This is a genomic window from Telluria sp. AIW5, from assembly GCF_056680575.1.
The window spans coordinates 687,396-710,826 of sequence record NZ_CM155289.1; the positions used below are offsets into that span (position 1 = coordinate 687,396).

Genomic DNA, 23,431 nt, shown 5'->3' on the forward strand with positions numbered 1-23,431 from the left:
GTTGTGCGCTCTTGCAGGCATGCGCAGGGCAGAAGCCGCTGCGTCGCCCACCCGACATCTCCATCTTTACGGGCCGAATACGATGATGAAAACGAAACTCGCGCTGGCAGTCATGCTCGCCAGCCTCGCGCTGGCGCCGGCCAGCGCCAAGCCAGGCAAGTCCTCGAAGCCAAAAGCGGCGAAGGTCGTCAAATCGCAGGCGTCCGCCAAACGCGGCGCCGCACCCGCTGCCAGAACAAAGGGCAAACCAGGCAAGGGCGGCAAAGGCAAGGCCGCAGCAGCCACTGCCGCCGCTGTCACCGCTGCGGCGCCGGCGCGCGAAAACGTGCGGGCGCCCGCATCGAGCGAGAAGCGCCTCGATCGCCGCGCCGACGCCCTCAGCATGCAGTACCTGACGGCCCTCTGGCGCGTCGATCCGGAAGGCGGCATCGCGGTCGGCAAATTCGACGCCGCCGCCCATCTGACCATCCCCGACGCGGCGACGCGCGCGAAAAAACTCGCCTTCGCCGACGAGTGGCTCGAGAAGTTCAACAAGATCGACACTCGCCAGCTGTCGCCGCGCCAGCGCACCGACCTGGCCCTCCTGATCAACAAGCTGGAAACGGACCGCTGGCGCTTGACGACGCTGCGCGAATTCGAGTGGAACCCGTCGCTGTACAACATCGCCCAGCCGCTCGACCTGGTCCTCAACACCGAGTATGCAGCCAAGCCGCAGCGCCTGCGCACCATCCTGAAACGCCTGGCGAACGTGCCGGCCTATTACCAGGCCGCGCAGGCGAGCATCGTCAACCCGACGCGCGAACACACGCAGCTGGCGATCGCCCAGGCGCCGGGCACCCTGGTGGTGCTGGCCGACCTTGGCCAAGCGGTGCAAAGCTCGATCCTGAACGCGCAGGAAAAGGCGATCTTCGCCCAGCGCATCGCGAACGCCGGCACCGCGGTGCTGGACTATGTCGACTTCCTGACGAACCTGGAAAAGACGCAGTCGGCCAGCGGCAAGGCGCGCCCGTTCAGGCTCGGCAAAGCGTTATATGAGCAGAAGTTCGCGCTCGAGATCCAGTCGGCCAGCAGCGCCGAGCAGACCTACCGCAAGGCGCTCGCCGCGCGCGAAGAACTCCTCACGCGCATGAACGCGATCTCGGACGAACTCTGGCCGCGCTACATGGCCGGGACGAACAAGCCGAACGACCGCTTCCAGAAAATCGGCATGCTGATCGACCGTTTGTCGACCCGCCACGTCGCGCGCGAAAATTTCGTCTCCGAGATCCGCCGGCAGATCCCGCAATTGCAGGACTGGGTGGTCAAGAACGATTTGCTGACGCTCGACCCGGACAAGCCGCTGGAAGTGCGCGAGACACCGATGTACCAGCGCGGCGTCGCCGGCGCCAGCATCGACGCGCCGGGCCCCTATCGGCCGAAGGATAAAACCTATTACAACGTCACGCCCCTCGATGGCTTGTCCGCCGAGCAGGCCGAGAGCAGCCTGCGCGAGTACAACGAGTGGATCCTGCAGATCCTGAACATCCACGAGGCGATCCCCGGCCACTACGCCCAGCTGATCCACGCGAACCGCTCGCCTTCGCTGGTGAAATCGCTGTTCGGGAACGGCGCGATGGTCGAGGGCTGGGCCGTGTACGGCGAGCGCATGATGCTCGAATCCGGCTACGGCGGCAACGCGCCCGAGATGTGGCTGATGTACTCGAAGTGGAACCTGCGCAGCGTCACCAACACCATCCTCGACTACTCGGTGCACGTGAACGGCATGGGACGTGAAGAGGCATTGGACCTGCTGACGCGCCAGGCCTTCCAGACGCGCCAGGAAGCGGTCGAAAAATGGCGCCGCGTGCAGCTGTCGTCGGTCCAGCTGACCAGCTATTTCAGCGGCTACGCCGAGATCATGGAACTGCGCGAGCAGCGCCGCCAGCAACTGGGCGAGCGGTTCAACCAGAAGCAGTTCCACGACCAGTTCCTCAGCTACGGCAACGCGCCCGTCAAGATGATCGCGGAGCTGATGCGCGATTGATCGTGGAAGCGATCGCACAGAACCGGAGCCGTGTGCTCCGGTTTTTTTACGTCGGCGCTTGCATAACGTAGAGTGGGCACCCGTGCCCACTCTACGTGCTATCGCCACTACCTGGACTTGATGGCGAGCTTCTGAGGGTAGGTCCTTGCATGGATGCTTGCGTTGTGGGTGGCCTTTCGGGGCCAATGCCGTTCAGTGAAGAAGGCCGCTTCGATTCACATCGGAGCGGCCTTTTTTCTTGAGGTCGACGCGCGGGCATGCCCGCCCTACGGTGCGCCACCGCCGTCATTGTTGGTCGAGACCGCTGTGTAACGTAGGGGGGCATGCCCGCGCGTTATGCTGGCCCGGGGCAGCGCATCCGCGCTTAACTGAACGGCATCAGGCCTTTCGGGCCGGTTTTTTTGCGCAGCCGGACGTGGCGCAGCCGTGCGCACGCTTCGGTATAGTGTGTGCATGAACACATCCCGCCATACCGACCAGCATACGGTGCGCGTCAACGACCGCGAGCAGCTCATCTATCTGCTGACCGAAGCGGCCGAGATCGAGCACGGCCTGATGTGCACCTACCTGTACGCCGGGTGGAGCCTCAAGCAGTCGCTCGCGGAAGGTTTAACCCGGACCCAGCTCGACGCGCTCGACCGCTGGCGCAAGGAGATCCGCAGTGTCGCGATGGAGGAAATGGCGCACCTGGCGACGGTGAACAATCTCTTGACGTGCCTTGGCTCGCCGCCGCATTTCCGGCGCCAGAATTTTCCCGTGCCGGCAGGCTACCATCCTGCGAGCCTGGTGGTGCGCCTGGCGCCGCTCACGCGCGATACGCTCGACCACTTCGTCTACCTCGAGCGCCCCGAAGGGATGGACATGGCGCAAGCCAGGGGCTTCGAATCGCCCGCGTACCGGCGCCGCCCTCCCGTCACCCGGCTCACGCCCACGGCCGAGGACTACGATACGGTCGGCCACCTCTACCGCGGTATCCAGCAAGGCTTCGACACCCTGGCCGAACGCCTCGGCGAAACGGCCCTGTTCGTGGGCGACCCGGCCGCGCAACTCGGGCCCGATATCATGGATTTGCCGGGCCTGGCGACCGTGACGGACCTGCGCTCGGCCATCCGCGCAATCGAAGTGATCATCGAACAGGGCGAAGGCGGACGGCGCGATAGCGAGGAGTCGCATTTCGCGCGCTTCGTGGCGATGGCGAAGGAATACGACGGCTTCCTGCGCGACGATCCCGGATTCGTGCCGCACCGCGGCGTCGCCTTCGATCCCCTCATGTTCGCGCCGATCGGCGATGCGCCGGGCTGCCAGGTCGAGGCCCGCGACAGCGCGCGCGTGCTGGATTTGGCGAATGCCACCTACGGCCTGATGCTGCGGCTGCTGGCGAGCGGCACCGGCACGGTCCAGGACAGAGCGCGCCGCCGCATCGAGATCGACGGCGCCGTCGGCCTGATGCATGTGCTGAACGAACTCAGTATTTTACTGACGACGCTACCCGCCGGCGCCGAACCCGCCCCGCGCGCGGGCATGAATTTCCATTTGCCGCGCAGTGGACTGGCCCTGCCCCAGGCCGGCGCAGGCCCGGCGCTGCTGGCCGAACGCGCCCATGAACTGGCGCTGGCGCTCGATGTGCTGGTGGCGTCGATGCCCGCACTCGATCCGAAGCTGGCCGGGCGCTTGCGCGACGTGGCGGCAGCGCTGTCCACGCCGGCGGCGGCAACGAAGGCGGTATGATGGTGCTTGCCTTTCCTTCTCCTTGTCACACCACAGAACGCTCATGAGCAACGACGCACCCCTCACCCTTGAATCCATGGCCGCGCTGCGCGCACGCTTCGACGCCCAGTCGCGCAAGGCGCAGGCCTATTACACGGTCATGCACGAGATCCGCAGGATTGTCGGCAGCGAGGAGGCGGCCAGCAGCTGGATGGAGTCGCCGCTGGCGGCATTCGACGGCCAGACCCCGGCGCAGCTGGTGGCCGCCGGCAGCGAACACGCGCTGCTGGAACACGTCCGTGGATTGAAGCCCGGCGCGGCGCGCTAAGCACCCGCAGAGCTGGGGTCAGGTCTGACATTCGGACTCCCGCCTTGGCGCGACCTCTGCCTTACTCGGCCCGGTATCGTTGAGGCCGTGTCTAAATGTCAGACCTGACCCCAGCGTTTTACGCCGGCTCTTCCGGCGCCTGCGTCATGCGCGTAAACAGCGGCGAGACCAGCAGGCCCAGTTCGAACAGCAGGCACATCGGAATGGCCAGCGACAGCTGGCTGACCACGTCCGGCGGCGTGACGATGGCGGCAATCACAAAGGCGCCGACGATGATGTAGGGCCGCACGGATTTCAGCTTCTCGATGCTGACGATCCCCATGCGCACCAGGATCACCACCACCACCGGCACCTCGAACGTGGCGCCGAAGGCGAGGCACATCGACATCACGAAGTCGAGGTAGTTCTCGATGTCGGGCATGACGGCAATCGAGGACGGCGCGAAGTTGGCGATGAAGTGGAACACGCGCCCGAAGACGAGGAAGTAGCAGAAGGCGACGCCGGCGATGAACAGGAACGAAGACGAGATCACCAGCGGCAGCACCAGGCGCTTTTCGTGGGCGTACAGGCCGGGGGCGACGAAGGCCCACAGCTGGTAGAAGACCCAGGGCAGCGCGACGATCAAAGCGATCATCAGGGTGACCTTCATCGGCACCAGGAAAGGCGCCACGACGCCGGTGGCGATCATCTTCGCACCCGGAGGCAGCGAGGCGATCATCGGCTCGGCGAGGAAATCGTAGATCTCCTTCGGCCCCGGCCAGATGAACAGCGCGATGCAGACGATCGCCACGCCGATGATCGCCTTGACGAGGCGGTCGCGCAGTTCGACGAGGTGGGAAATGAAGGTTTCTTCGACGGGCGCTTCTTCGGTGGTCATCAGAAAAATGAAGTATTGGATTTGACGCCGGGCCGGAACTTGCGCACGCGTGCGGCGCCCGACAGGACCCGGGTCTTGCCGCCGGTGCGGTGCTTGTACCAGGCCGGCACGGCGGAGCTGCGCACCAGCTTCTTGCGCCGGAAATCCTTCGCCTTGCGCTCGAGGTCGTCCATGCTGGCGGAAGGTGTCGGTGCGCCGGGCTGGATGTCGCCGCGCCAGGCGGATTCGACTTCCTGCAGGCTGCTCGTCATATGGTACTCGACGTCGGACTTGAATTCGGCGGCGCTGTCGGCCACCTCTTTCTGCAGGTTGCGCAGTTCGTCGAGCTGGATCTCGCGGCTGACCTCGGATTTGACGTCGTTCAGGTAGCGCTGGGCGCGACCGTACAGCGTGCCGGCCATGCGCGCCACCTTCGGCAGCTTTTCAGGGCCGATCACGATCAGCGCCACCACACCGATGATGGCGAGCTTCGATAGTCCCAGGTCGATCATACAGCGGCGGCCGGATTACGAACGGTGCTTTTCGCGGGTTTCGACGTCGATCGTCGACTTGTCCGCCACCTGGCTGGGTGGGTGCACGGTCGTCGTGGTCGTCGTGTTGACGGTCGACTTCTCGTCCTCGCCCTTCACGCCATCCTTAAAACCTTTGACGGCCTTGCCGATGTCGGAACCGACGTTGCCCAGCTTCTTGGTACCGAACAGCAGCACCACCACGACCAGCACGATTACCCAGTGCCAAATGCTCATCGAACCCATCATTATCTCCTCAGTGGGCGCAGGCGCCCGCAATCATTGAAGCGTACGCCGCCAGTATAAGCCATGCAGGCGCCGGCCAGAAAAAGTTGTCAAGTGCCAAGACCACGCCATGGGCGCGGGCCACCGTACATGTGCAGGTGCAGGTGATAGACTTCCTGCCCGCCGTTCGGGCCGCTGTTGATCAGGGTTTTATAGCCGCCTGTGCGCTTGCCGTCGGCGCCCGTGGTCACTGCCACGCCGTGTTCAAGCGCCAGCTTCGGCGCCAGCGCCACCATCTTGCCCAGCAGGGCCGCGTGCTCGTCCGTCACGTCGGACAGGGTGTCGATGTGCTGTTTCGGGATCACCAGCAAATGCACCGGCGCCGCCGGATTGATGTCTTTAAAGGCCAGCACCTCGTCGTCTTCGTACACGACCTGGGCCGGGATCTGTTTCGCGGCGATCTTGCAGAAAATGCAGTTATCCATAGTGTCTCCAGTCCTGGTTGCTGCGGCATGCAGGCCGCATGTCGATCCGGTCAATCTTATATGAGTTCGATGACCCTGAAGTGACCGAATTTACGCGTCCTTGCGGGAGGCTTTTTCTTCCAGCCCCGACAAGCCTTCGCGGCGCGCGAGTTCGTCGAGCACCTGCTGCGGCGTGAGGTCGAATTTCGCCAGCAGCACCATCGAGTGGAACCACAGGTCGGCCACTTCGTACAGCAGGCCGGAGGCGTCCCCGGAGACGCGCGCGTCCTTCGCGGCCATCACGGTCTCGGTGGCTTCCTCGCCGATTTTCTTGAGGATCGCGTCGTCGCCCTTGTTGAACAGTTTCGCCACGTACGAGGTCGCAGGGTCGCCGCCGTTTTCGGGTTTACGCGATTCGATCGTTTGCGCCAGGCGCGCCAGGGTCGTGCTCATGGGGTTTTCTTTGTATTCGAGTAAATCGTTTCCGGATCCTGCAGCACGGGTTCCACCGCCTGCCAGTCTTCGCCATCGAATTTTTGATAGAAGCAGGAGTGGCGGCCGGTATGGCAGGCGATGCCGCCAGCCTGCTCGATTTTGAGCAGGATGACGTCTTCGTCGCAGTCGAGGCGCATCTCCAGCACTTTCTGGGTGTGGCCCGACTCCTCTCCCTTGTGCCACAGCTTTTTACGGGAGCGGCTCCAGTACACGGCCTCGCCCAGTTCCACCGTGCGCGCCAGGGCGTCGCGGTTCATCCAGGCAAACATCAATATGTCGCCCGTGGACGCTTCCTGGGCGATGACCGGCACCAGGCCGTTCTCGTCCCAGCGCACTTTTTTCAGCCATTTCGCGTTGGCCGCGGCGCTTGTCGTGTTCGAATTCGGCATGCTTACTCCAGGCGCATCGGGATGCCGCGCTCGGCCATGAAGCGCTTCGCTTCGCCGACCGTGTGCTGCCCGTAGTGGAAGATCGACGCGGCCAGCACCGCATCGGCATGGCCCTTCAACACGCCATCGGCCAGGTCTTGCAGGCCGCCGACACCGCCCGAGGCGATCACCGGGATGCCGACCGCGTCGGATACGGCGCGCGTCAGGCCCAGGTCGAAACCGGACTTGGTGCCGTCGCGGTCCATGCTGGTGAGCAGAAGTTCGCCCGCGCCCAGCTGTTCGAGTTTGATCGCCCACTCCACCGCATCCATGCCAGTGGCGTTGCGGCCGCCATGCGTAAACACTTCCCAGCGGCCGGGTGCGACCTGCTTGGCGTCGATCGCCACCACGATGCATTGGGAGCCGTGCTTTTGCGAGGCGTCGAACACCAGCTGCGGATTTTGCACGGCCGAGGTGTTCATGCTGACCTTGTCGGCGCCGGCGTTCAATAGACGGCGCACGTCTTCGACCTTGCGCACGCCGCCGCCCACCGTCAGCGGAATGAAGACGGTGGACGCCACCGCTTCGATGATCGGCAGGATCAGGTCGCGGCCGTCGGAGGATGCCGTGATGTCGAGGAAGGTGATTTCGTCGGCGCCCTGGCCGTCATAGCGGCGTGCGATTTCGACCGGGTCGCCGGCGTCGCGCAGCTCGGTGAAATTGACGCCCTTGACGACGCGCCCGCCGGTCACGTCCAGGCAGGGGATGATGCGTTTTGCGAGCATAGGTGTTCGTGAGGCTTGTTAAGCCTGTTCGCCCTCGGTCAGTTCGTCGGCGCGCGCCTGGGCCGAGGCCAGGTCGATCGTGCCTTCGTAGATCGAACGGCCGCAGATCACGCCTTCGATGCCTTCGTCCTGCACCGCGCACAAGGCCTCGACGTCGGCCAGGTTGTGCAGGCCGCCCGATGCGATGACGGGGATGCGCACGGCTTGCGCCAGGCGCACGGTCGCTTCGATGTTCACGCCGCCCATCATGCCGTCGCGGCCGATGTCGGTGTAGATGATCGATTCGACGCCGTAGCCCTCGAACTTCTGCGCCAGGTCGATGACTTCGTGGCCCGACATCTTGCTCCAGCCGTCGGTGGCCACTTTACCGTCCTTGGCGTCGAGGCCGACGATGATGGAACCAGGGAAGGCGCCGCAGGCGTCGTGCAGGAAGCCCGGGTTTTTGACGGCGGCGGTGCCGACGATGATGTAGGTGATGCCGTCATCGAGGTAGCGCTCGATCGTGTCGAGGTCGCGGATGCCGCCGCCCAGCTGGACCGGAATCTCGTCGATGCCGTTCTGCTGCGCGAATTCCTGCACGATTTTCAGGATCGATTTGATGGCCGGTTCGTTCTTCGGCTTGCCGGCGAAGGCGCCGTTCAGGTCGACCAGGTGCAGGCGGCGCGCGCCCTTTTGCAGCCAATGCAGGGCCATTTGGGCGGGGTCTTCGGAGAAGACGGTGGCGAGGTCCATATCGCCCTGTTGGAGGCGAACGCAGTGACCGTCTTTCAGGTCGATGGCGGGGATCAGCAGCATGGTCGTAGTCGCTAAGTTAACGGTCAGTGGCGGTGGAGTGAACGTGCGCGTTCACGGATTCCAGTGGATGAAATTGCGGTACAGGCGCAGCCCGGCGGCCGCGCTTTTTTCGGGGTGGAACTGGGTGGCGACGATGTTATCGCGCGCGACGGCGCAGGTGTAGGCGCCGCCGTAATCGGTTTCGCCGATGGTGTCGCTCGCAAACGCGGGCGCCACATAATAGCTGTGGACGAAATAGAAATAGCTGCCGTCGTCGACGCCTTCCCACAGCGGGTGGTTTCTCGTCTGCTGGACGCGGTTCCAGCCCATCTGCGGAACCTTGAAGCGCGAGCCGTCGGCCTGCATCTTCCCGTCTAACTGGAAGCGCACGACCTTGCCCGGCAACAGGCCCAGGCCCGGCGTGCCGCCGTTTTCTTCGCTCTCGTCGAACAGCATCTGCTCGCCGACGCACACGCCCATCACCGGGCGCGTCTTCGTTGCGCGCAGCAGCGCTTCTTCGGCGCCGGATGCGCGCAGGCTGTTCATGCAGTCGCGCATCGCGCCCTGGCCCGGCAGCACGATGCGGTCGGCGGCGTCGATGTCTTGCGCCCGGTTCGAGACCAGGATGTCGGCTTCGGGCGCGGCGGCCCGCAGGGCCTGCGCTACCGAACGCAGGTTGCCGAGGCCGTCGACCACTACGATTTTGTTCGTCATGGCTCAGTCAACCTGTTACAGGCTGCCTTTGGTGGACGGGATGATGCCGGCCGCGCGTTCGTCGAGCGTGGTGGCCATGCGCAGCGCGCGTCCAAACGCTTTAAAAACGGTCTCGCACTGATGGTGCGCGTTCACGCCGCGCAGGTTATCGATGTGCAGGGTGACGCCGGCGTGGTTCACGAAGCCGCGGAAGAATTCGCCCGTCAGGTCGACGTCGAAAGTGCCGATCATGGCGCGCGTCCAGGGGATGTGCATTTCCAGGCCCGGACGGCCCGAGAAATCGATGACCACGCGCGACAGCGCCTCATCGAGCGGCACATAGGAGTGGCCGTAGCGGGTCATGCCCTTCTTGTCGCCGACCGCCTTGGCAATCGCCATGCCGAGCGTGATGCCGGTGTCCTCGACCGTGTGGTGGGCGTCGATGTGCAGGTCGCCGACGGCCTCCACCTCGAGGTCGATCATGCCGTGGCGCGCGATCTGGTCGAGCATGTGGTCGAGGAAGGGCACGCCGGTGTTCAGCTTCTGGCGGCCGGTGCCGTCGAGATTGACGGAGACGCGGATCTGCGTCTCGTTGGTGTTACGGGTGATGTCTGCGGTGCGGGTCATGAAAAGGTGCTCGTCGAGTCAGGCGGCTTGTGGATCAGATGCCAGGGCGGCCTTGAGGGCATTCAGGAATGCGGAATTTTCTTCCGGGGTGCTGACCGTGACACGGATGCAATTGGCCAGCGATCCATGCATTTTACTCAAATTTTTGATCAGCACCTTTTCGCCCAGGAGTTTTGCGCACACATCAGCCGCATCGGGTACGCGCAGCGAGATGAAATTCGCGGCCGATGGAAATACTTCGACTCCCGGCAGCGCCGCCAGTTCGGCGGCCAGTTTCTCGCGCTCGGCATTGATGCTGGCGGCCTGGTCGTCGAGCACCTCGATATGCTCGAGCACGAACTCGGCCGCCACCTGGGTCAGTACATTCACGTTATACGGCGGGCGCACCTTCTCGAATTCGGCCAGCAGTTGCGGCGCCGCCGTCATGTAGCCGAGGCGGATGCCGGCCAGGCCGAGTTTGGAGACGGTACGCATCACGACCAGGTTCTCGAACTCGCCGAGCCGGTCCATGAAGGTTTCGCGGGCGAAGGGTTGATACGCCTCGTCCAGGACGGCGATGCCGTTTTCACCGAGCGCGCGCAGGATCGCTTCGATGTCCTCGACCGCGAACAGGTTGCCGGTCGGGTTGTTCGGGTAGGCCAGGAACACCACGGCCGGCTTGTGCAGGGCGATCGCCGCCAGCATCGCTTCCATGTCGAGCGTGAAATCGGGATTCAGTTTGACGCCGACGAAGTCCGCTCCCGCGAACTGGGCCGAGCGCGCATACATGACGAAGGCGGGCACCGGCGCCAGGATCGCAGCGCGCCGCTCCTGGCTGGCCACCGTCGTGGCGACGATCTGGATCAGTTCATCGGAACCGTTGCCAAGTAAAACCTCGTAGCCGGCCGGGATGCCGAGCTTGTCCTTCACTTTATCCTTCAAGGTGGCGTAGGACGCCACCGGATAGCGGTTCAGTACCGCGTCGGCCAGGCGCTGGCCGAGTTCCGTACGTAATGCGATCGGCAGCTCGTACGGGTTTTCCATCGCATCGAGCTTGATGTAGCCGGCCGCATCGGCCACGACATAGGCGCTGTTGGCGCGGATATCGGCGCGGATGACGTTGGCGATCAGGTTGTCGATAGAGCTCATGCTTGTTCCTCGATAGTAAGGGCAGTCCCAAGGCTGGCGCCCGCACGGGCGCCAGCCTTGGCCGCGCGCGCGATGCTCTTGCGTTGTTTGATGGTCAGTTGCGGTTCGGGCGCGGCGAGGCGCGCGTCGATGATGGCGCAGTATTCCGGGTTCAGTTCGAACCCGGCGAATTGGCGGCCAAGGCGCCGCGCGGCGATCGCGGTGGTGCCGCTGCCCATGAAGGGATCGAGGACGACGCCGCCTGGTGGGCAGGACGCCTTGATCATGCGCTCGATGATCTCGAGGGGTTTTTGGGTAGGATGGTCGGCGCGTTCCGGATGCTCGCGGTGCAGGCGCGACACGCTCCATAAATCTTTCGGGTTGTAGCCCACTTCCAGCCACTTGGCGCCGACGAAAATCGAGCGCGAGCGCGCCTTTTTCGTCGCCGCGTCGTAGGGAATGCGCACGGAATCGAGATCGAAATAGTAATCCTTGCGGTTCACGAAAAAGCCGATCGTGTCGTGCACGGAGCTGAAACTGCGCACGCTGCCGCCCATCGAGGGGACGCGCCGGTCCCAGATGATCTCGTTCATCATTGTCATGCGTTTTTTCAGCATCACGAAGATCTCGGGCGCGAAGCGCCAGGTGAGGAAGATGTACAGGCTGCCGTTGGGTTTGAGCTTGGGCAGCGCCGCATCGATCCACTCTTCGGTCCAGGCAAGATAGGCTTCGACGCTTTGCTGGTCGGAGCCGTTGCCGTAGTCCTTGCCGAGGTTGTACGGCGGGTCGGTCAGGATCAGGTCAATGGAAGCATCGGGGATGCGCGCCAGGCCTGTCAGCGCATCCTCGCAGAATACCCGGTCGACCCAGTCCGTCATGACGACTGCTGCTTGGTCTGCTTGGGGCGCACGGGTTGCAGCCTTAATTCCGCGCTGCGCGCGTGCGCCTGCAAACCTTCGCCATAGGCCAGCTCGGCCGCTACCTTGCCCAGCGTCTGGGCGCCCGCTTCGCTTACGTACAGGACGGACGAACGCTTCTGGAAGTCATACACGCCCAGCGGAGAGGAAAAACGCGCCGTACGCGACGTCGGCAGCACGTGGTTCGGGCCGCAGCAATAGTCGCCCAGCGATTCCGACGAAAAGCGACCAAGGAACATGGCGCCGGCGTGGCGGATTTTATCGGCCCACTGCTGCGGGTTCTCGGCCGAGATTTCGAGGTGCTCGGCGGCGATGTCGTTGGCGATGGCGCAGGCTTCCTCCATGTCGCGCACCTTGATCAAGGCGCCGCGGTCGGTGAGCGAGGTCGTAATCGTTTCGGCGCGCGGCATGGTCGGCAGCAGCTTGTGGATGCTGGCTTCGACTTGCGCGATGTAGTCGGCGTCGGGGCAGAGCAGGATCGCCTGCGCCAGTTCGTCGTGTTCGGCCTGCGAGAACAGGTCCATCGCGACCCAGTCCGGATCGGTGGTGCCGTCGCACAGCACCAGGATTTCGGACGGCCCGGCGATCATGTCGATGCCGACCGTGCCGAACACGCGGCGCTTGGCGGCGGCGACATAGGCATTACCCGGACCGACGATTTTATCGACCGCGGGAATCGTCTCGGTGCCGTAGGCCAGCGCGGCCACGGCTTGCGCGCCGCCGATGGTGATCACGCGCGTGACACCGGCAATCGCGGCGGCGGCCAGCACCATCTGGTTTTTGACGCCGTCCGGGGTCGGCACCACCATCACGATGTCCTGCACGCCGGCGACTTGCGCCGGGATCGCGTTCATCAGCACCGACGATGGATACGCGGCTTTGCCGCCCGGGACATAGATGCCGACGCGGTCGAGCGGCGTAACGCGCTGGCCCAGGATCGTGCCATCCGGCTCGGTATAGGTAAAACCGTTCAGTTCCTGCTTCTGGCGTTCGTGGAAGGCGCGCACGCGCTCGGCCGCCGTCTGCAGGGCTTCGCGCTGGGCAGCCGGGAGCGCATCGAGCGCGGCTTGCAGTTCGCTTTGGCCCAGGTCGAAGGCGGCCATGCTCGTGGCGTTGACGCGATCAAAACGGTTGGTGTACTCGAGCACCGCGGCGTCGCCGCGCTTTTTGACGTCAGCGAGGATCTGGCCCACGGCCGTTTCGATCGCATCGTCGGTCGCGGCTTCGAAGGCCAGCAGCGCATGCAGCTGCTGCGTAAAACCGTCGTGGGTGGAGTCGAGGGTGCGGATCTGTACAGCCATGGGTTCAGCCTTGTTGCGGTTGGAGTTTCGAGGCCCGTTCAAAGGCTTCGATGATGGGTTGCAGGCGTTCGCGTTTCAATTTCAGCGCGGCCTGGTTCACGACCAGGCGCGAGGAAATCTCCATGATCTTCTCGACTTCGACCAGGTTGTTCGCGCGCAGCGTGCCGCCGGTGGAGACCACGTCGACGATGGCGTCCGACAGGCCGACCAGCGGCGCCAGTTCCATCGAGCCGTACAGTTTGATGAGGTCGACGTGCACGCCCTTGCTGGCGAAGTGCTGGCGCGCGGTGTTGACGAATTTCGTCGCCACGCGCAGGCGCGCGCCCTGGCGCACGGCCGTTTCGTAATCGAAGCCGGCGTTCACCGCCACCGACATGCGGCAGCAGGCGATGTTCAGGTCGACCGGTTGATATAAACCCTCGCCGCCATGCTCGAGCAGCACGTCCTTGCCGGCCACGCCGAAGTCGGCCGCGCCATACTGCACATAGGTCGGCACGTCGGAGGCGCGCACGATCAGCACGCGCACGCCGGGGTCGTTGGTCGCCAGGATGAGCTTACGTGAAGTCTCCGGATTTTCGGTGACGGTGATGCCGGCCGCTTCCAGCAGCGGCAGCGTGTCTTCGAAAATCCGGCCCTTCGACAAGGCTAGGATCAGGCCGGAGTCGGTTGATTGCGTTGCGATGCTCATGACTTGATGCGGATGATGTCGGCGCCGACCTTCGACAGTTTCACTTCCATGCGGTCGTAGCCGCGGTCGAGGTGATAGATGCGGTCGATCAGGGTCGTGCCCTCTGCCGCCATGGCGGCGATGACGAGCGAAGCCGAAGCGCGCAGGTCGGTTGCCATCACTTCGGCGCCGACCAGGCGTTCCACACCTTTGATGAAGGCGGTATTCCCTTCGGTCGAGATGAAGGCGCCGAGGCGGTTCATCTCCTGCACGTGCATGAAGCGGTTCTCGAAAATCGTCTCGGTCACGCGGCTCGGGCCGGCGGCGATGGTATTCACTGCCATGAACTGGGCCTGCATGTCGGTCGGGAAGCCCGGGTATTCGGTGGTGCGGAAAGACACCGGCTGCGGACGCGCATCCATGCGCGCACGGATCGTATTGGACCCGATCTCCATCTGCAGGCCGACTTCGCGCAGTTTATCGAGCGCGACGTCGAAGATGTCGGTGCGGGTATTCGTCAGCACGATGTCGCCGCCGGTGGCAGCGACGGCGCACAGGAAGGTCGCCGCTTCGATGCGGTCCGAGATGACGGCGTGTTGCGCACCGTGCAACTCGCTCACGCCCTGGATCACCAGGCGGTCGGTGCCGATGCCCTCGATCTTCGCGCCCATCGCCACCAGCAGGTTGGCGAGGTCGGTGACTTCCGGCTCGCGCGCGGCGTTTTCGAGTACCGTCTCGCCTTCGGCCAGGGTCGCGGCCATCAGCAAATTCTCGGTGCCGGTGACCGTGATCATGTCGGTCAGGATGCGTGCACCTTTTAATTTTTTTGCCTTGGCGTAGATGTAGCCGCCTTCGATCGTGATCTCGGCGCCCATCGCGCGCAGGCCCTTGATGTGCTGGTCGACCGGGCGCGAACCGATCGCGCAGCCGCCCGGCAAGGACACCTTGGCTTCGCCGAAGCGCGCCAGCAGCGGGCCCAGCACCAGGATCGAGGCGCGCATGGTTTTCACCAGCTCGTACGGTGCTTCCAGGCTGGTGATGTTCGCGCCGTTCAGGGTGACGTTCTCGTCGTCTTGCGTGACCTTCAAACCGGTCTGCGCGAGCAGTTTCAGGATCGTTTTGACGTCGTGCAGGCGCGGTACGTTCGACAACTGGACGTCGCCGCTCGTCAGCAGGCCGGCGCACAGGATCGGCAGCGCCGCGTTTTTGGCGCCGGACACCGCGATTTCGCCGTTCAGGCGTTTGCCGCCAACAATTTGAAGCTTGTCCATTTAGCCTCCGTATTCTTCAGGCGTCAGGGTTTTCATCGACAGCGCGTGGATCTCTTCGCGCATGCGGTCGCCCAGCGCTGCATACACCAGCTGGTGGCGCTGGATCGGGCGCTTGCCGGCAAAGGCAGGCGAGACGATCAGGGCCGAGAAGTGACGGCCATCGCCCTCGACCGTCAAATGCGTGCATTGCAGGCCGTTTTCGATATAGCTGTGGATCAGTTCTGGAGTGGTCGTCACGATAATTCCTGGATAGGTATGTAATGCGCTCAGTGCGCTTATTTAGTGGCGCAGCTTGTAGCCGCCCCGGAGCAAATTGATCGCCACTGCCGCGAGTACCGCGAAGAAGGCGGAGACGATGGCAAGGCTGGTCCACGGCGAGATGTCGGACTGGCCGAAGAAGCCGTGGCGGAACCCGTCAATCATATAAAAGAACGGGTTGAAATGCGAGACCGCCTGCCAGAATCGGGGCAGCGAGTGAATCGAATAGAACACCCCGGCCAGGAAGGTGGCCGGCATGATCAGGAAGTTCTGGAACGCGGCGAGCTGGTCGAATTTATCGGCCCAGATACCGGCGATCACGCCGAGCGTGCCGAGAATGGCCGCGCCCATGACGGCGAAGACGATGATCCACAGCGGCGCTGCAAAATTCAGGTGGGCAAACCAGGCGGTAATGGCGAACACGCCGGCGCCGACGGCCAGGCCGCGCACGACCGAAGCGGACACGTAAGCGAGCAGGATTTCCCAGTGCGACAGCGGCGGCAGCAAAATGAAGACCAGGTTGCCGGTGATTTTGGACTGGATCAGCGAGGAGGACGAGTTGGCGAATGCATTTTGCAGCACGCTCATCATCACCAGGCCCGGCACCAGGAAGGCGGTGTAGCTCACGCCCGGATAGACTTCCACTCTGCCTTCGAGCACGTGGCCGAAGATCAGCAGGTAGAGCATCGCGGTGAGAATGGGCGCGGCGATGGTCTGCGTCGCGACCTTCCAGAAACGCAGCATCTCTTTATAAAACAGGGTGCGGAAACCCACGGAAACGATACTCACAGGGCTCCCTTTTCCATGATCTGGATAAAAATATCTTCGAGGTCGGCCTGTTGCAGCTGCATCTCGTCAATGGTCGCGCCGCTCTCGCGCAGGCGCGCCAGGATCGGTTCGACTTCGGCGTAGTCGTTGACGCGCAGGCTGTATTTATTGCCACTGAGCTTGCCGGCGCCGCTGCCGTGCTCGTCGTGCGAGACCAGGTGGCGCAGGTCCTGCGGCAGCTCTCCGCTTTTCAGGTGCACGATCAGCTGCGACCCCGACACGCGGCGCAGCAGCGCACTCATCGTGTCGAGCGCCACGACCTGGCCGGATTTGAGCATCGCCACGCGCTGGCACATGGCCTGCGCTTCTTCCAGGTAGTGGGTGGTCAGCACGACCGTGTGTCCGCCTTCGCGGTTCAGGCGAGAGATGAACTTCCACAGGGTCTGGCGCAGCTCGACGTCGACGCCGGCGGTCGGCTCGTCGAGCACGATGACGGGCGGTTTATGCACCAGCGCTTGTGCCACCAGCACGCGCCGCTTCATGCCGCCGGACAGGGCGCGCATGTTGACGTCGGCTTTATTGGTGAGATCGAGGTTGTCCATGACCTCGTCGATCCACTTGTCGTTGTTCTTGATGCCGAAATAGCCCGACTGCAGGCGCAGGGTTTCGCGCACCGTGAAGAAGGGGTCGAACACGAGTTCCTGCGGCACCACGCCGAGTTTTTTACGCGCTTCGCGGAAATCGGTGACGACATCGTGACCGTGGATTTGTACACTGCCGACGTCGGGCCGGATCAGGCCGGCGATGGTGGAAATCAGGGTCGTCTTGCCGGCGCCGTTGGGCCCGAGCAGGCCGAAGAACTCGCCCTGCTCGATCGTCAGGGAAACGCCCTTCAGGGCTTTGAAGCCCTTGTAGCTCTTCTCGACGCTGTTAATCTGGATCGCTGTCATTGTTCTTTGGAGTGGCCACCGTGCGGGCGCACGCAAGCCGGGCGGGGAAACGACCCATTATAGGGGAAATCGGGAATACAAGAGCCTGGCGGCATTGGGAGGAAGTACGACAACAAGTCGGCGGTAACGTAGGGTGGGCATGCCCGCCCTACGTGGACACAACCGTCAACGTAACTTACGACCGCGGCAACAACCCATCGAGCCCATACAACTGCGTCAGGGCGTCAATATTCCCCGGCACATTGATGAAGATGAGCTTTTGCCCCGCCGCGCGCGCGCGGCGCTGCCAGGCCAGCAGCAGGGCCACGCCGGACGAGTCCGCAGCGCGCACGCCGCCCAGGTCGAACACGGTCTCGCCGGCCCGGATCGCGGCGCAGCCCTGCTCCAGGGCCGCACCCGCGGTCTCGAAGGTCAGGGCGTCGAGCGACAGCATCGGATTTGCTTCGGCCATGTTTACTTCGGGGCCTTCAGCGGCTTGTTCGCCAGCTGGCGGTTGCGGTCGGCCAGCTTGGTGATCAGGCCATCGACGCCCGACTTGTTGATCTCGGCAGCAAACGTCCCTTTATACGTCTCGACCAGCCACGCACCCAGCACGTTGATGTCGTAGATCTTCCAGCCCTGCGCGCCCTTGGCCAGGCGGTAGTTCAGCGTGATCGGCTCGCCGCGGGTGACGTTCACCTGCGAGCGCACTTCGACGTCGGTATCGGCCGGCTCCGAACGCATCGGCTTGAATTCGATCGTTTCGTTCTTGATCTGCGACAGCGCGCCCGAATAGGTGTAGACGAGCAGCGTGCGGAATTCTTCCGACAGACGCTTTTGCTGCTCAGGCGTGGCCTGGCGCCAGAAACGGCCGGCGGCCTGGGCGGTCATTTTCTCGGCATCCACGTAAGGCAGGATCTTCGAGTTGACCAGTTCCATGATCTTGTTGCGGTTGCCGGACTGGATGTCCTTGTCGGCTTTCACGGTCTCGACGACGTCGGCGCTGATGCGCTTGACGAGCACGTCCGGCGCTTCATTCGTGGCCGGGGCCGGCGCGGCGATGACGCTGGTGGCAAAGGCGAGGGTTGCGGCGGTGGCGATGAGTTGGGCAATTGGTTTCATAAGCTCTCTTTTCTGGTCATTTGCGGGAGACAGGGGCGGCGCGCCGCGTCAAGCGGTATCCCGGCCCGTACAAACTTACTTCCGCTGCGCTTCGGTTGCGTTGGATGCCGGCTCCGGCACCACTTGCGTGTTCGATGCCGGTTCATTCTTCGGCTCGTCCTTCGACTCGCCTTTCGGCGCATCTTTCGCGGGGCCGGATTCGCCGTCGAACACACGGCTCTGGCGGCGTTGCAGGTAGCCGTCACGGATGAACTCGTAACGGTCGAGCGCGGCTTCCTCGAACAGGTTCGATGCATCCAGCACGGAGGCGCGCTGGTCGATCGCACGCAGGCCGACGCCGATGTTGCGCACATTCACCGGATCCTTGTACGACCATGGGTCGGCCCAGATGTCGGCAGGCAATGCAGCGGTGTCACGGACCGTAGATGGGCCCAACAATGGCAACATCAAGTAGGGACCGGAAGGAATGCCCCAGACGCCCAGCGTCTGGCCAAAATCTTCGTTGTGTTTCTGCATCCCGGCTTCCGACGCGATGTCGAGCACGCCGGCGAGGCCGAAGGTCGAGTTCAGCGCGAAACGCATGAAATCGGTCATGCCATCCTGACCCTTGCCTTGCATCAGGTTGTTCGCCGAGCTCCAGATATCCGACAAGTTACCGAAGAAATTGTTCACGCCCGTTTGCACGAAGCCCGGCAGCACTTTCTTGTAGGCGGTCGCGGCCGGTTTCAGGGCGACGCGGTCGACCGTGTCGTTGAACGCGAAGGTTGCGCGATTGAATTTTTCCAGCGGGTCGTGCGGATTGCTTGGCGTCGCGCAGCCGGCCAGGGCGGCGCAGCTTGCTGCCGCCAGTGCCAGGCCACGCCAGCGCGGCAGGGTGGTCATGTTATTGCTTTTCATTCACTGCCTTCCTTTTTTCCTTCAGCGGCCTTGCTGTAGATGAACTGATTGATCAGGTCTTCCAGCACGGTCGCCGATTGCGTACGGTTGATGCGATCGCCGTCGACGAGATTCTTCGTGTCGCCACCCGGTTCGATGCCAATGTATTGTTCGCCCAGCAGGCCTGCGGTCAGGATCTTGAGCGACGAATCTTTCGGAAACTTGTAGTTCGGATCCAGGTCGAGGCGCACCATGGCCTGGTAGGTCTTGTCGTCGAAACTGATGTCGCCCACCCGGCCGACCACGACACCGGCGCTCTTGACTGGCGCCTGTGGCTTTAATCCACCAATGTTGTCGAACTTGCCAACGACGGCATAGGTTTCGGCAAACGAGAGCGAGCTCATATTTCCTGCCTGCAGTGCGAGGAACAACACGGCGGCGGCGCCCAGCAGGACGAACAAGCCGACCCAGACATCGATGATTTTACGGTGCATAGTATTTCCTAGTATTCAGGCCGTCTGTGCGCGGCCAAACGAAGCAATTTATTGGCTTATTGTGTAAACATCAAGGCGGTCATGACGAAGTCGAGACCCAGCACCAGCAGCGAAGCAATGACGACGGTGCGGGTGGTCGCCCGCGCCACGTCGGCCGGGGTCGGCTTCACGTGGTAACCCTGGAATACCGCGGTAAAGGTCACGGCGATGCCGAACACAAAACTTTTGATCACGCTGCTGACGACGTCGCGCCGGACATCGACGCCGGCCTGCATCTGCGACCAGAACGCGCCTTCGTCCAGGCTCAGCATTTTGACGGCGACCAGGTAGCTGCCCATGATGCCGACGGCCGAGAACACGGCGGCCAGCACCGGCATGGCAATCACGCCGCCCCAGAAACGCGGCGCCAGCACACGCTGCACCGGATTGACGGCCATCATTTCCATGGCCGACAGCTGCTCGCCCGCTTTCATCAGGCCGATCTCGGCGGTGAGCGAGGTGCCGGCGCGGCCGGCGAACAGCAGGGCCGTGACGACCGGACCGAGTTCGCGGATCAGCGACAGCGCGGTGAGCGAACCCAGCTTTTCCTCGGCGCCGAACTGGATCAGGTTCACGTAGAACTGCAGGCCCAGCACCAGGCCGACGAACAGGCCGGAAACGATCGTGATCAGCAGCGAGTAATTGCCAATAAAATGGATCTGCTCGGAAATGAGGCTCGGGCGGCGGAAGGCGCCGGGCGAAAAGCGCAGCAAATTGAAAAAGGCACGCGTGGCAAAGCCCAGGCTTCCGATCGATTCGCGCACGGTGGCGCCGGCACCTTCAAGAAGTCGCAGGATCATCGCTGCGCTCCCAGGCCGAGGTCGTCGGCCAGCGATTTACCGGGATAATGGAAGGGTACTGGACCGTCCGGCTCGGCATTGACGAACTGCTTGACGTACGGGTCTTGCGAGACGCGCAGTTCCGCCGGCGTGCCTTCGGCGACGATTTTTCCGGCCGACATGAAATAGACGTAATCGGCGATGGCGAAGGTTTCGTTCACATCGTGCGACACCAGGATGGACGTTGAACCGAGCGCGTCGTTCAGGTTGCGGATCAGGTTTGCCGTCAGGCCCATCGAGATCGGGTCGAGGCCGGCAAACGGCTCGTCGTACATGATCAGTTCAGGATCGAGCGCAATCGCGCGAGCAACGGCGACGCGGCGCGCCATGCCGCCGGAAATCTCGCCCGGTTTCAGTTTCGACGCATTGCGCAGGCCGACCGCGTTCAGCTTCATGAGCACCAGGTCGCGAATCAGCTCTTCCGGCAAATTGGTATGCTCGCGCAGCGGGAAGGCGACGTTGTCGAAAATGGTCAAATCGGTAAACAGCGCGCCGAACTGGAACAGCATGCCCATCCGGCGGCGCAGGCGATACAGCCCCTCGGTGCGCAGCTCGTGCACGACCTCGCCGCCGACCCGCACGGCGCCGCGTTGCGGACGAATCTGTCCGCCGATCAGGCGCAGCACCGTGGTCTTGCCGCAGCCGGAACCACCCATGACGGCAATGAGCTTGCCGCGCGGGAAATCCATGCGCAGGTTCGACAGGATCTTGCGATCGCCGTAGGCGAACTCGAGATCACGTATTTCTACAAGGTTAGGCACAGGGGAATAGTCGGATTTGGGAATCCCGTATTGTAGTGCAGAAACGGCAATCCCTGCTTGGGACAGGGCCGTTTCACCCCGGGTTCCGACGCGTGGCTACAACACTAATAACCGAGGAGTCAGCTATTTCGTTCCGCAAGTCATTGTTTTTGTTGACATATGCATATATGTCAACATTGGTATTTATTGACGTGCATTAACATTTCTCAACGGCAGCAAAAGTTTCGCGATACGTAGGGTGGGCTCTTGAGCCCATGCTGTCCTGCGCTTGCGAGTCGAAAATGTTGCGACCGAACAGACCTCGGTAAGCTGGTGGACGGACCTAGGCCAGCGTTGTTGGGACGCGAGGCCAGGACCGCGTGGGCGCGAGAGCGGTTCGCCGCCCGGCCCACCCTACGAAAAACAAACGCCAGGCCAGCGGCTAATGCTGGTCACTTAAGCGAAGCCGTTGCCACTTTCGCTCGTTTTTTCGTTGGCAGCCGCATGAACGTAGGGTGGGCACGCCCACCTACGTTATGCGACAGCCGACGGTAAGGTATTGGCGGTGGCGCACAGTAAGAAGGCTAGTGTTCGGCTTAAGTGACCGACATTAGCCTTACGGCGACGCTTAGCGCGGCAGGACCGACGAGCCCATCAGGAACTCATCCACCGACCGTGCGCACTGGCGCCCTTCGCGGATTGCCCACACCACCAGCGACTGGCCGCGGCGCATGTCGCCCGCGACAAAGACTTTCGGCACCGAGGTCTGGTAGCAGGCCTCGCCATCGGTCGTGGCGCGCGCGTTGCCGCGTGCATCTTTCTGCACGCCGAAGGCATCGAGCACCTGCTGCACCGGCGACACAAAACCCATGGCCAGGAACACGAGGTCGGCTTTCATTTCGAATTCGCTGCCGGCCACTTCGACCATCTTGCCGTCTTTCCACTCGACGCGGCAGGCGATCAGCTTTTCGACTTTGCCGTTCTTGCCTTCGAAGCGCTTGGTAGCAACCGCAAAATCGCGCTCGCAGCCTTCCTCGTGCGAGGACGAGGTGCGCAGCTTGGTCGGCCAGTAGGGCCAGACCAGGGGCTTGTTTTCGTGTTCCGGCGGCATCGGCATCAGTTCGAACTGCGTCACCGTCGCCGCGCCATGGCGGTTCGAGGTGCCGACGCAGTCGGAACCGGTATCGCCGCCGCCGATCACGACCACGTGCTTGCCGGTCGCCTTGATCTGGTCTTTCAACTTGTCGCCGGCATTCACCCGGTTCTGCTGCGGCAGGAAATCCATCGCGTAATGGACGCCCTTCAGCTCACGTCCCGGCACCGGCAAATCGCGCGGCTGCTCGGCGCCGCCGGCCATGACGACGGCATCGAACTGGTTCGCCAAATCTTCCGGGAAGATCGTGTCGCGCGCCATGTTGCTGACCGCGGCCGGGAAATCCTTGCCGATCAGTACGCTGGTGCGGAAAGTGACGCCCTCGGCCTGCATCTGCTCGACGCGGCGGTCGATCAGGCCCTTTTCCATTTTGAAGTCGGGGATACCGTAGCGCAGCAGGCCGCCGATGCGGTCGCTCTTCTCGAACACGGTGACATCGTGGCCGGCGCGCGCCAGTTGCTGGGCAGCGGCCAGGCCTGCGGGGCCGGAACCGACGACCGCGACCTTCTTGCCGGTTTTTACCCGCGGCGGCTGCGGCACGACATAGCCATGCTCGAAGGCGGCGTCGGCAATCTTGCGCTCGATCGACTTGATGCCGACCGGTTCGTCGTTGATGCCGAGGGTGCACGCCGCTTCGCAGGGCGCCGGGCAGATGCGGCCGGTCACTTCGGGGAAGTTATTGGTGGAGTGCAGGTTGTCGATCGCCGCCCGGAAATTGTTGTGATACACCAGGTCATTCCAGTCGGGGATCTGGTTGTTCACTGGACAGCCGGTGTTGCAGAACGGGATGCCGCAATCCATGCAGCGCGCACCCTGTACCTTGGCCTGGCCGTCGGTCAGGGTGACGACGAATTCTTTATAATTTTTGACGCGTACGGCGGGGTCCAGGTGATCTTCTTCCTGCCGTTGAAATTCCATGAAGCCGGTGATTTTGCCCACGTTGTTATCCTTTAATCGCGGTGCGCCCGATGTGGGCGGCCACCTGTCGTTGCTTTTCGCAGCTCGGTTGCGCTGACGCTGGTTGAACGCGTGGGCGGGGGACCCGCCCACCCTACGGGTAGGCGCGGACGCATCA

General features: G+C 63.2%; 28 protein-coding genes. 3 read left to right on the forward strand and 25 right to left on the reverse strand.

Features of this window, described 5'->3' with window-relative positions; all coding sequences use genetic code 11:
• Nucleotides 1-82: 82 nt before the first annotated feature.
• From AC1MEM_RS02965 to AC1MEM_RS02975, 3 genes are all read left to right on the forward strand, one after another.
• Nucleotides 83-2,023 carry a DUF885 domain-containing protein gene (locus AC1MEM_RS02965; protein WP_499475209.1) on the forward strand — a complete coding sequence of 647 codons (1,941 nt, stop codon included), beginning with the start codon at nt 83-85 and terminating at the stop codon, nt 2,021-2,023.
• Between the two features lie 453 nt (nt 2,024-2,476).
• Complete coding sequence (locus tag AC1MEM_RS02970) at nt 2,477-3,751, forward strand: ferritin-like domain-containing protein (RefSeq protein WP_499475211.1); 1,275 nt, start codon at nt 2,477-2,479, stop codon at nt 3,749-3,751.
• 43 nt (nt 3,752-3,794) lie between these two features.
• Nucleotides 3,795-4,058, forward strand: coding sequence for an MbcA/ParS/Xre antitoxin family protein (locus AC1MEM_RS02975; RefSeq protein WP_499475213.1), 264 nt, complete (start codon nt 3,795-3,797; stop codon nt 4,056-4,058).
• Nucleotides 4,059-4,176: 118 nt separating this feature from the next.
• On the opposite strand, the gene tatC is transcribed toward AC1MEM_RS02975, so the two are convergent.
• The 25 genes from tatC to AC1MEM_RS03100 all read right to left on the reverse strand — a co-directional run bounded on the left by tatC (nt 4,177) and on the right by AC1MEM_RS03100 (nt 23,295).
• Nucleotides 4,177-4,935 carry a twin-arginine translocase subunit TatC gene (gene tatC / locus AC1MEM_RS02980; RefSeq protein WP_499475215.1) on the reverse strand — a complete coding sequence of 253 codons (759 nt, stop codon included), beginning with the start codon at nt 4,933-4,935 and terminating at the stop codon, nt 4,177-4,179.
• On the reverse strand, nt 4,935-5,426 hold the full coding sequence (gene tatB, locus AC1MEM_RS02985; protein ID WP_499475216.1) for a Sec-independent protein translocase protein TatB: 492 nt from the start codon (nt 5,424-5,426) through the stop codon (nt 4,935-4,937). The genes tatC and tatB overlap by 1 nt, the downstream gene beginning before the upstream one ends.
• A 15-nt stretch (nt 5,427-5,441) precedes the next feature.
• Nucleotides 5,442-5,690: a Sec-independent protein translocase subunit TatA gene (tatA, locus tag AC1MEM_RS02990; protein ID WP_499477550.1), complete on the reverse strand. Its 249-nt coding sequence runs from the start codon at nt 5,688-5,690 to the stop codon at nt 5,442-5,444.
• An 89-nt stretch (nt 5,691-5,779) separates the two neighbouring features.
• Complete coding sequence (locus tag AC1MEM_RS02995; protein WP_499475218.1) at nt 5,780-6,154, reverse strand: histidine triad nucleotide-binding protein; 375 nt, start codon at nt 6,152-6,154, stop codon at nt 5,780-5,782.
• Between the two features lie 90 nt (nt 6,155-6,244).
• Nucleotides 6,245-6,586 carry a phosphoribosyl-ATP diphosphatase gene (locus AC1MEM_RS03000; protein WP_499475220.1) on the reverse strand — a complete coding sequence of 114 codons (342 nt, stop codon included), beginning with the start codon at nt 6,584-6,586 and terminating at the stop codon, nt 6,245-6,247.
• Nucleotides 6,583-7,017, reverse strand: coding sequence for a phosphoribosyl-AMP cyclohydrolase (gene hisI / locus AC1MEM_RS03005; protein WP_499475221.1), 435 nt, complete (start codon nt 7,015-7,017; stop codon nt 6,583-6,585). Before hisI ends, AC1MEM_RS03000 begins: the two co-directional genes overlap by 4 nt.
• Before the next feature lie 2 nt (nt 7,018-7,019).
• A complete protein-coding gene (gene hisF, locus AC1MEM_RS03010; protein WP_499475223.1) occupies nt 7,020-7,781 on the reverse strand; it encodes an imidazole glycerol phosphate synthase subunit HisF in 762 nt (253 codons plus the stop codon).
• Nucleotides 7,782-7,799: 18 nt separating this feature from the next.
• Nucleotides 7,800-8,576 carry a 1-(5-phosphoribosyl)-5-[(5-phosphoribosylamino)methylideneamino]imidazole-4-carboxamide isomerase gene (gene hisA, locus AC1MEM_RS03015; RefSeq protein WP_499475224.1) on the reverse strand — a complete coding sequence of 259 codons (777 nt, stop codon included), beginning with the start codon at nt 8,574-8,576 and terminating at the stop codon, nt 7,800-7,802.
• A gap of 51 nt (nt 8,577-8,627) precedes the next feature.
• On the reverse strand, nt 8,628-9,269 hold the full coding sequence (hisH, locus tag AC1MEM_RS03020) for an imidazole glycerol phosphate synthase subunit HisH (RefSeq protein ID WP_499475225.1): 642 nt from the start codon (nt 9,267-9,269) through the stop codon (nt 8,628-8,630).
• A 15-nt stretch (nt 9,270-9,284) separates the two neighbouring features.
• Nucleotides 9,285-9,875 (reverse strand): imidazoleglycerol-phosphate dehydratase HisB, encoded by a 591-nt coding sequence (gene hisB / locus AC1MEM_RS03025; protein ID WP_193687690.1) that lies wholly within the window; start codon nt 9,873-9,875, stop codon nt 9,285-9,287.
• An 18-nt stretch (nt 9,876-9,893) separates the two neighbouring features.
• Nucleotides 9,894-11,003, reverse strand: coding sequence for a histidinol-phosphate transaminase (hisC, locus tag AC1MEM_RS03030; RefSeq protein ID WP_499475226.1), 1,110 nt, complete (start codon nt 11,001-11,003; stop codon nt 9,894-9,896).
• Nucleotides 11,000-11,860: a DNA-methyltransferase gene (locus AC1MEM_RS03035; RefSeq protein ID WP_499475227.1), complete on the reverse strand. Its 861-nt coding sequence runs from the start codon at nt 11,858-11,860 to the stop codon at nt 11,000-11,002. The genes hisC and AC1MEM_RS03035 overlap by 4 nt, the downstream gene beginning before the upstream one ends.
• Nucleotides 11,857-13,200, reverse strand: a complete 1,344-nt coding sequence (hisD, locus tag AC1MEM_RS03040) for a histidinol dehydrogenase (RefSeq protein WP_499475228.1) — start codon at nt 13,198-13,200, stop codon at nt 11,857-11,859. Before hisD ends, AC1MEM_RS03035 begins: the two co-directional genes overlap by 4 nt.
• 4 nt (nt 13,201-13,204) lie before the next feature.
• Complete coding sequence (gene hisG / locus AC1MEM_RS03045; RefSeq protein WP_499475230.1) at nt 13,205-13,888, reverse strand: ATP phosphoribosyltransferase; 684 nt, start codon at nt 13,886-13,888, stop codon at nt 13,205-13,207.
• Nucleotides 13,885-15,138, reverse strand: coding sequence for a UDP-N-acetylglucosamine 1-carboxyvinyltransferase (gene murA, locus AC1MEM_RS03050; RefSeq protein ID WP_499475231.1), 1,254 nt, complete (start codon nt 15,136-15,138; stop codon nt 13,885-13,887). Before murA ends, hisG begins: the two co-directional genes overlap by 4 nt.
• The gene (locus tag AC1MEM_RS03055; RefSeq protein ID WP_499475232.1) at nt 15,139-15,375 is read right to left on the reverse strand and encodes a BolA family protein; all 237 of its coding nucleotides are present in this window, start codon (nt 15,373-15,375) and stop codon (nt 15,139-15,141) included.
• A 42-nt stretch (nt 15,376-15,417) separates the two neighbouring features.
• Nucleotides 15,418-16,140 (reverse strand): ABC transporter permease, encoded by a 723-nt coding sequence (locus AC1MEM_RS03060; protein WP_499477552.1) that lies wholly within the window; start codon nt 16,138-16,140, stop codon nt 15,418-15,420.
• Nucleotides 16,141-16,181: 41 nt separating this feature from the next.
• Entirely contained in the window at nt 16,182-17,114 is a 933-nt protein-coding gene (locus AC1MEM_RS03065) for an ABC transporter ATP-binding protein (protein WP_499475233.1), read from the reverse strand.
• Between the two features lie 175 nt (nt 17,115-17,289).
• On the reverse strand, nt 17,290-17,565 hold the full coding sequence (locus AC1MEM_RS03070; protein ID WP_499475235.1) for an STAS domain-containing protein: 276 nt from the start codon (nt 17,563-17,565) through the stop codon (nt 17,290-17,292).
• A 2-nt stretch (nt 17,566-17,567) separates the two neighbouring features.
• On the reverse strand, nt 17,568-18,215 hold the full coding sequence (locus AC1MEM_RS03075) for an MlaC/ttg2D family ABC transporter substrate-binding protein (RefSeq protein WP_499475236.1): 648 nt from the start codon (nt 18,213-18,215) through the stop codon (nt 17,568-17,570).
• A gap of 75 nt (nt 18,216-18,290) precedes the next feature.
• The gene (locus AC1MEM_RS03080) at nt 18,291-19,112 is read right to left on the reverse strand and encodes an MlaA family lipoprotein (protein ID WP_499475237.1); all 822 of its coding nucleotides are present in this window, start codon (nt 19,110-19,112) and stop codon (nt 18,291-18,293) included.
• Nucleotides 19,109-19,585 (reverse strand): outer membrane lipid asymmetry maintenance protein MlaD, encoded by a 477-nt coding sequence (gene mlaD / locus AC1MEM_RS03085; RefSeq protein ID WP_499475239.1) that lies wholly within the window; start codon nt 19,583-19,585, stop codon nt 19,109-19,111. Before mlaD ends, AC1MEM_RS03080 begins: the two co-directional genes overlap by 4 nt.
• Before the next feature lie 56 nt (nt 19,586-19,641).
• Entirely contained in the window at nt 19,642-20,424 is a 783-nt protein-coding gene (mlaE, locus tag AC1MEM_RS03090) for a lipid asymmetry maintenance ABC transporter permease subunit MlaE (protein ID WP_499475240.1), read from the reverse strand.
• Nucleotides 20,421-21,224: an ABC transporter ATP-binding protein gene (locus AC1MEM_RS03095; RefSeq protein WP_499475241.1), complete on the reverse strand. Its 804-nt coding sequence runs from the start codon at nt 21,222-21,224 to the stop codon at nt 20,421-20,423. Before AC1MEM_RS03095 ends, mlaE begins: the two co-directional genes overlap by 4 nt.
• Before the next feature lie 607 nt (nt 21,225-21,831).
• A complete protein-coding gene (locus tag AC1MEM_RS03100; RefSeq protein ID WP_499475242.1) occupies nt 21,832-23,295 on the reverse strand; it encodes a glutamate synthase subunit beta in 1,464 nt (487 codons plus the stop codon).
• Nucleotides 23,296-23,431: the final 136 nt, after the last annotated feature.

What these genes read in the sequence shown, in the direction of transcription:
- AC1MEM_RS03060 (WP_499477552.1), bottom strand. Translation starts at nt 16,140, where the DNA reads ATGCTGCGTTTCTGGAAGGTCGCGACGCAGACCATCGCCGCGCCCATT.
- tatB (WP_499475216.1), bottom strand. Translation starts at nt 5,426, where the DNA reads ATGATCGACCTGGGACTATCGAAGCTCGCCATCATCGGTGTGGTGGCG.
- mlaE (WP_499475240.1), bottom strand. Translation starts at nt 20,424, where the DNA reads ATGATCCTGCGACTTCTTGAAGGTGCCGGCGCCACCGTGCGCGAATCG.
- AC1MEM_RS02965 (WP_499475209.1), top strand. Translation starts at nt 83, where the DNA reads ATGATGAAAACGAAACTCGCGCTGGCAGTCATGCTCGCCAGCCTCGCG.
- hisG (WP_499475230.1), bottom strand. Translation starts at nt 13,888, where the DNA reads ATGAGCATCGCAACGCAATCAACCGACTCCGGCCTGATCCTAGCCTTG.
- hisC (WP_499475226.1), bottom strand. Translation starts at nt 11,003, where the DNA reads ATGAGCTCTATCGACAACCTGATCGCCAACGTCATCCGCGCCGATATC.
- AC1MEM_RS03065 (WP_499475233.1), bottom strand. Translation starts at nt 17,114, where the DNA reads ATGACAGCGATCCAGATTAACAGCGTCGAGAAGAGCTACAAGGGCTTC.
- hisF (WP_499475223.1), bottom strand. Translation starts at nt 7,781, where the DNA reads ATGCTCGCAAAACGCATCATCCCCTGCCTGGACGTGACCGGCGGGCGC.
- AC1MEM_RS02970 (WP_499475211.1), top strand. Translation starts at nt 2,477, where the DNA reads ATGAACACATCCCGCCATACCGACCAGCATACGGTGCGCGTCAACGAC.
- hisD (WP_499475228.1), bottom strand. Translation starts at nt 13,200, where the DNA reads ATGGCTGTACAGATCCGCACCCTCGACTCCACCCACGACGGTTTTACG.
- tatA (WP_499477550.1), bottom strand. Translation starts at nt 5,690, where the DNA reads ATGGGTTCGATGAGCATTTGGCACTGGGTAATCGTGCTGGTCGTGGTG.
- hisB (WP_193687690.1), bottom strand. Translation starts at nt 9,875, where the DNA reads ATGACCCGCACCGCAGACATCACCCGTAACACCAACGAGACGCAGATC.
- AC1MEM_RS03070 (WP_499475235.1), bottom strand. Translation starts at nt 17,565, where the DNA reads ATGGCCGAAGCAAATCCGATGCTGTCGCTCGACGCCCTGACCTTCGAG.
- tatC (WP_499475215.1), bottom strand. Translation starts at nt 4,935, where the DNA reads ATGACCACCGAAGAAGCGCCCGTCGAAGAAACCTTCATTTCCCACCTC.
- AC1MEM_RS03035 (WP_499475227.1), bottom strand. Translation starts at nt 11,860, where the DNA reads ATGACGGACTGGGTCGACCGGGTATTCTGCGAGGATGCGCTGACAGGC.
- hisI (WP_499475221.1), bottom strand. Translation starts at nt 7,017, where the DNA reads ATGCCGAATTCGAACACGACAAGCGCCGCGGCCAACGCGAAATGGCTG.
- AC1MEM_RS02975 (WP_499475213.1), top strand. Translation starts at nt 3,795, where the DNA reads ATGAGCAACGACGCACCCCTCACCCTTGAATCCATGGCCGCGCTGCGC.
- hisA (WP_499475224.1), bottom strand. Translation starts at nt 8,576, where the DNA reads ATGCTGCTGATCCCCGCCATCGACCTGAAAGACGGTCACTGCGTTCGC.
- mlaD (WP_499475239.1), bottom strand. Translation starts at nt 19,585, where the DNA reads ATGCACCGTAAAATCATCGATGTCTGGGTCGGCTTGTTCGTCCTGCTG.
- AC1MEM_RS03000 (WP_499475220.1), bottom strand. Translation starts at nt 6,586, where the DNA reads ATGAGCACGACCCTGGCGCGCCTGGCGCAAACGATCGAATCGCGTAAA.
- AC1MEM_RS03075 (WP_499475236.1), bottom strand. Translation starts at nt 18,215, where the DNA reads ATGAAACCAATTGCCCAACTCATCGCCACCGCCGCAACCCTCGCCTTT.
- AC1MEM_RS03080 (WP_499475237.1), bottom strand. Translation starts at nt 19,112, where the DNA reads ATGAAAAGCAATAACATGACCACCCTGCCGCGCTGGCGTGGCCTGGCA.
- AC1MEM_RS02995 (WP_499475218.1), bottom strand. Translation starts at nt 6,154, where the DNA reads ATGGATAACTGCATTTTCTGCAAGATCGCCGCGAAACAGATCCCGGCC.
- hisH (WP_499475225.1), bottom strand. Translation starts at nt 9,269, where the DNA reads ATGACGAACAAAATCGTAGTGGTCGACGGCCTCGGCAACCTGCGTTCG.
- murA (WP_499475231.1), bottom strand. Translation starts at nt 15,138, where the DNA reads ATGGACAAGCTTCAAATTGTTGGCGGCAAACGCCTGAACGGCGAAATC.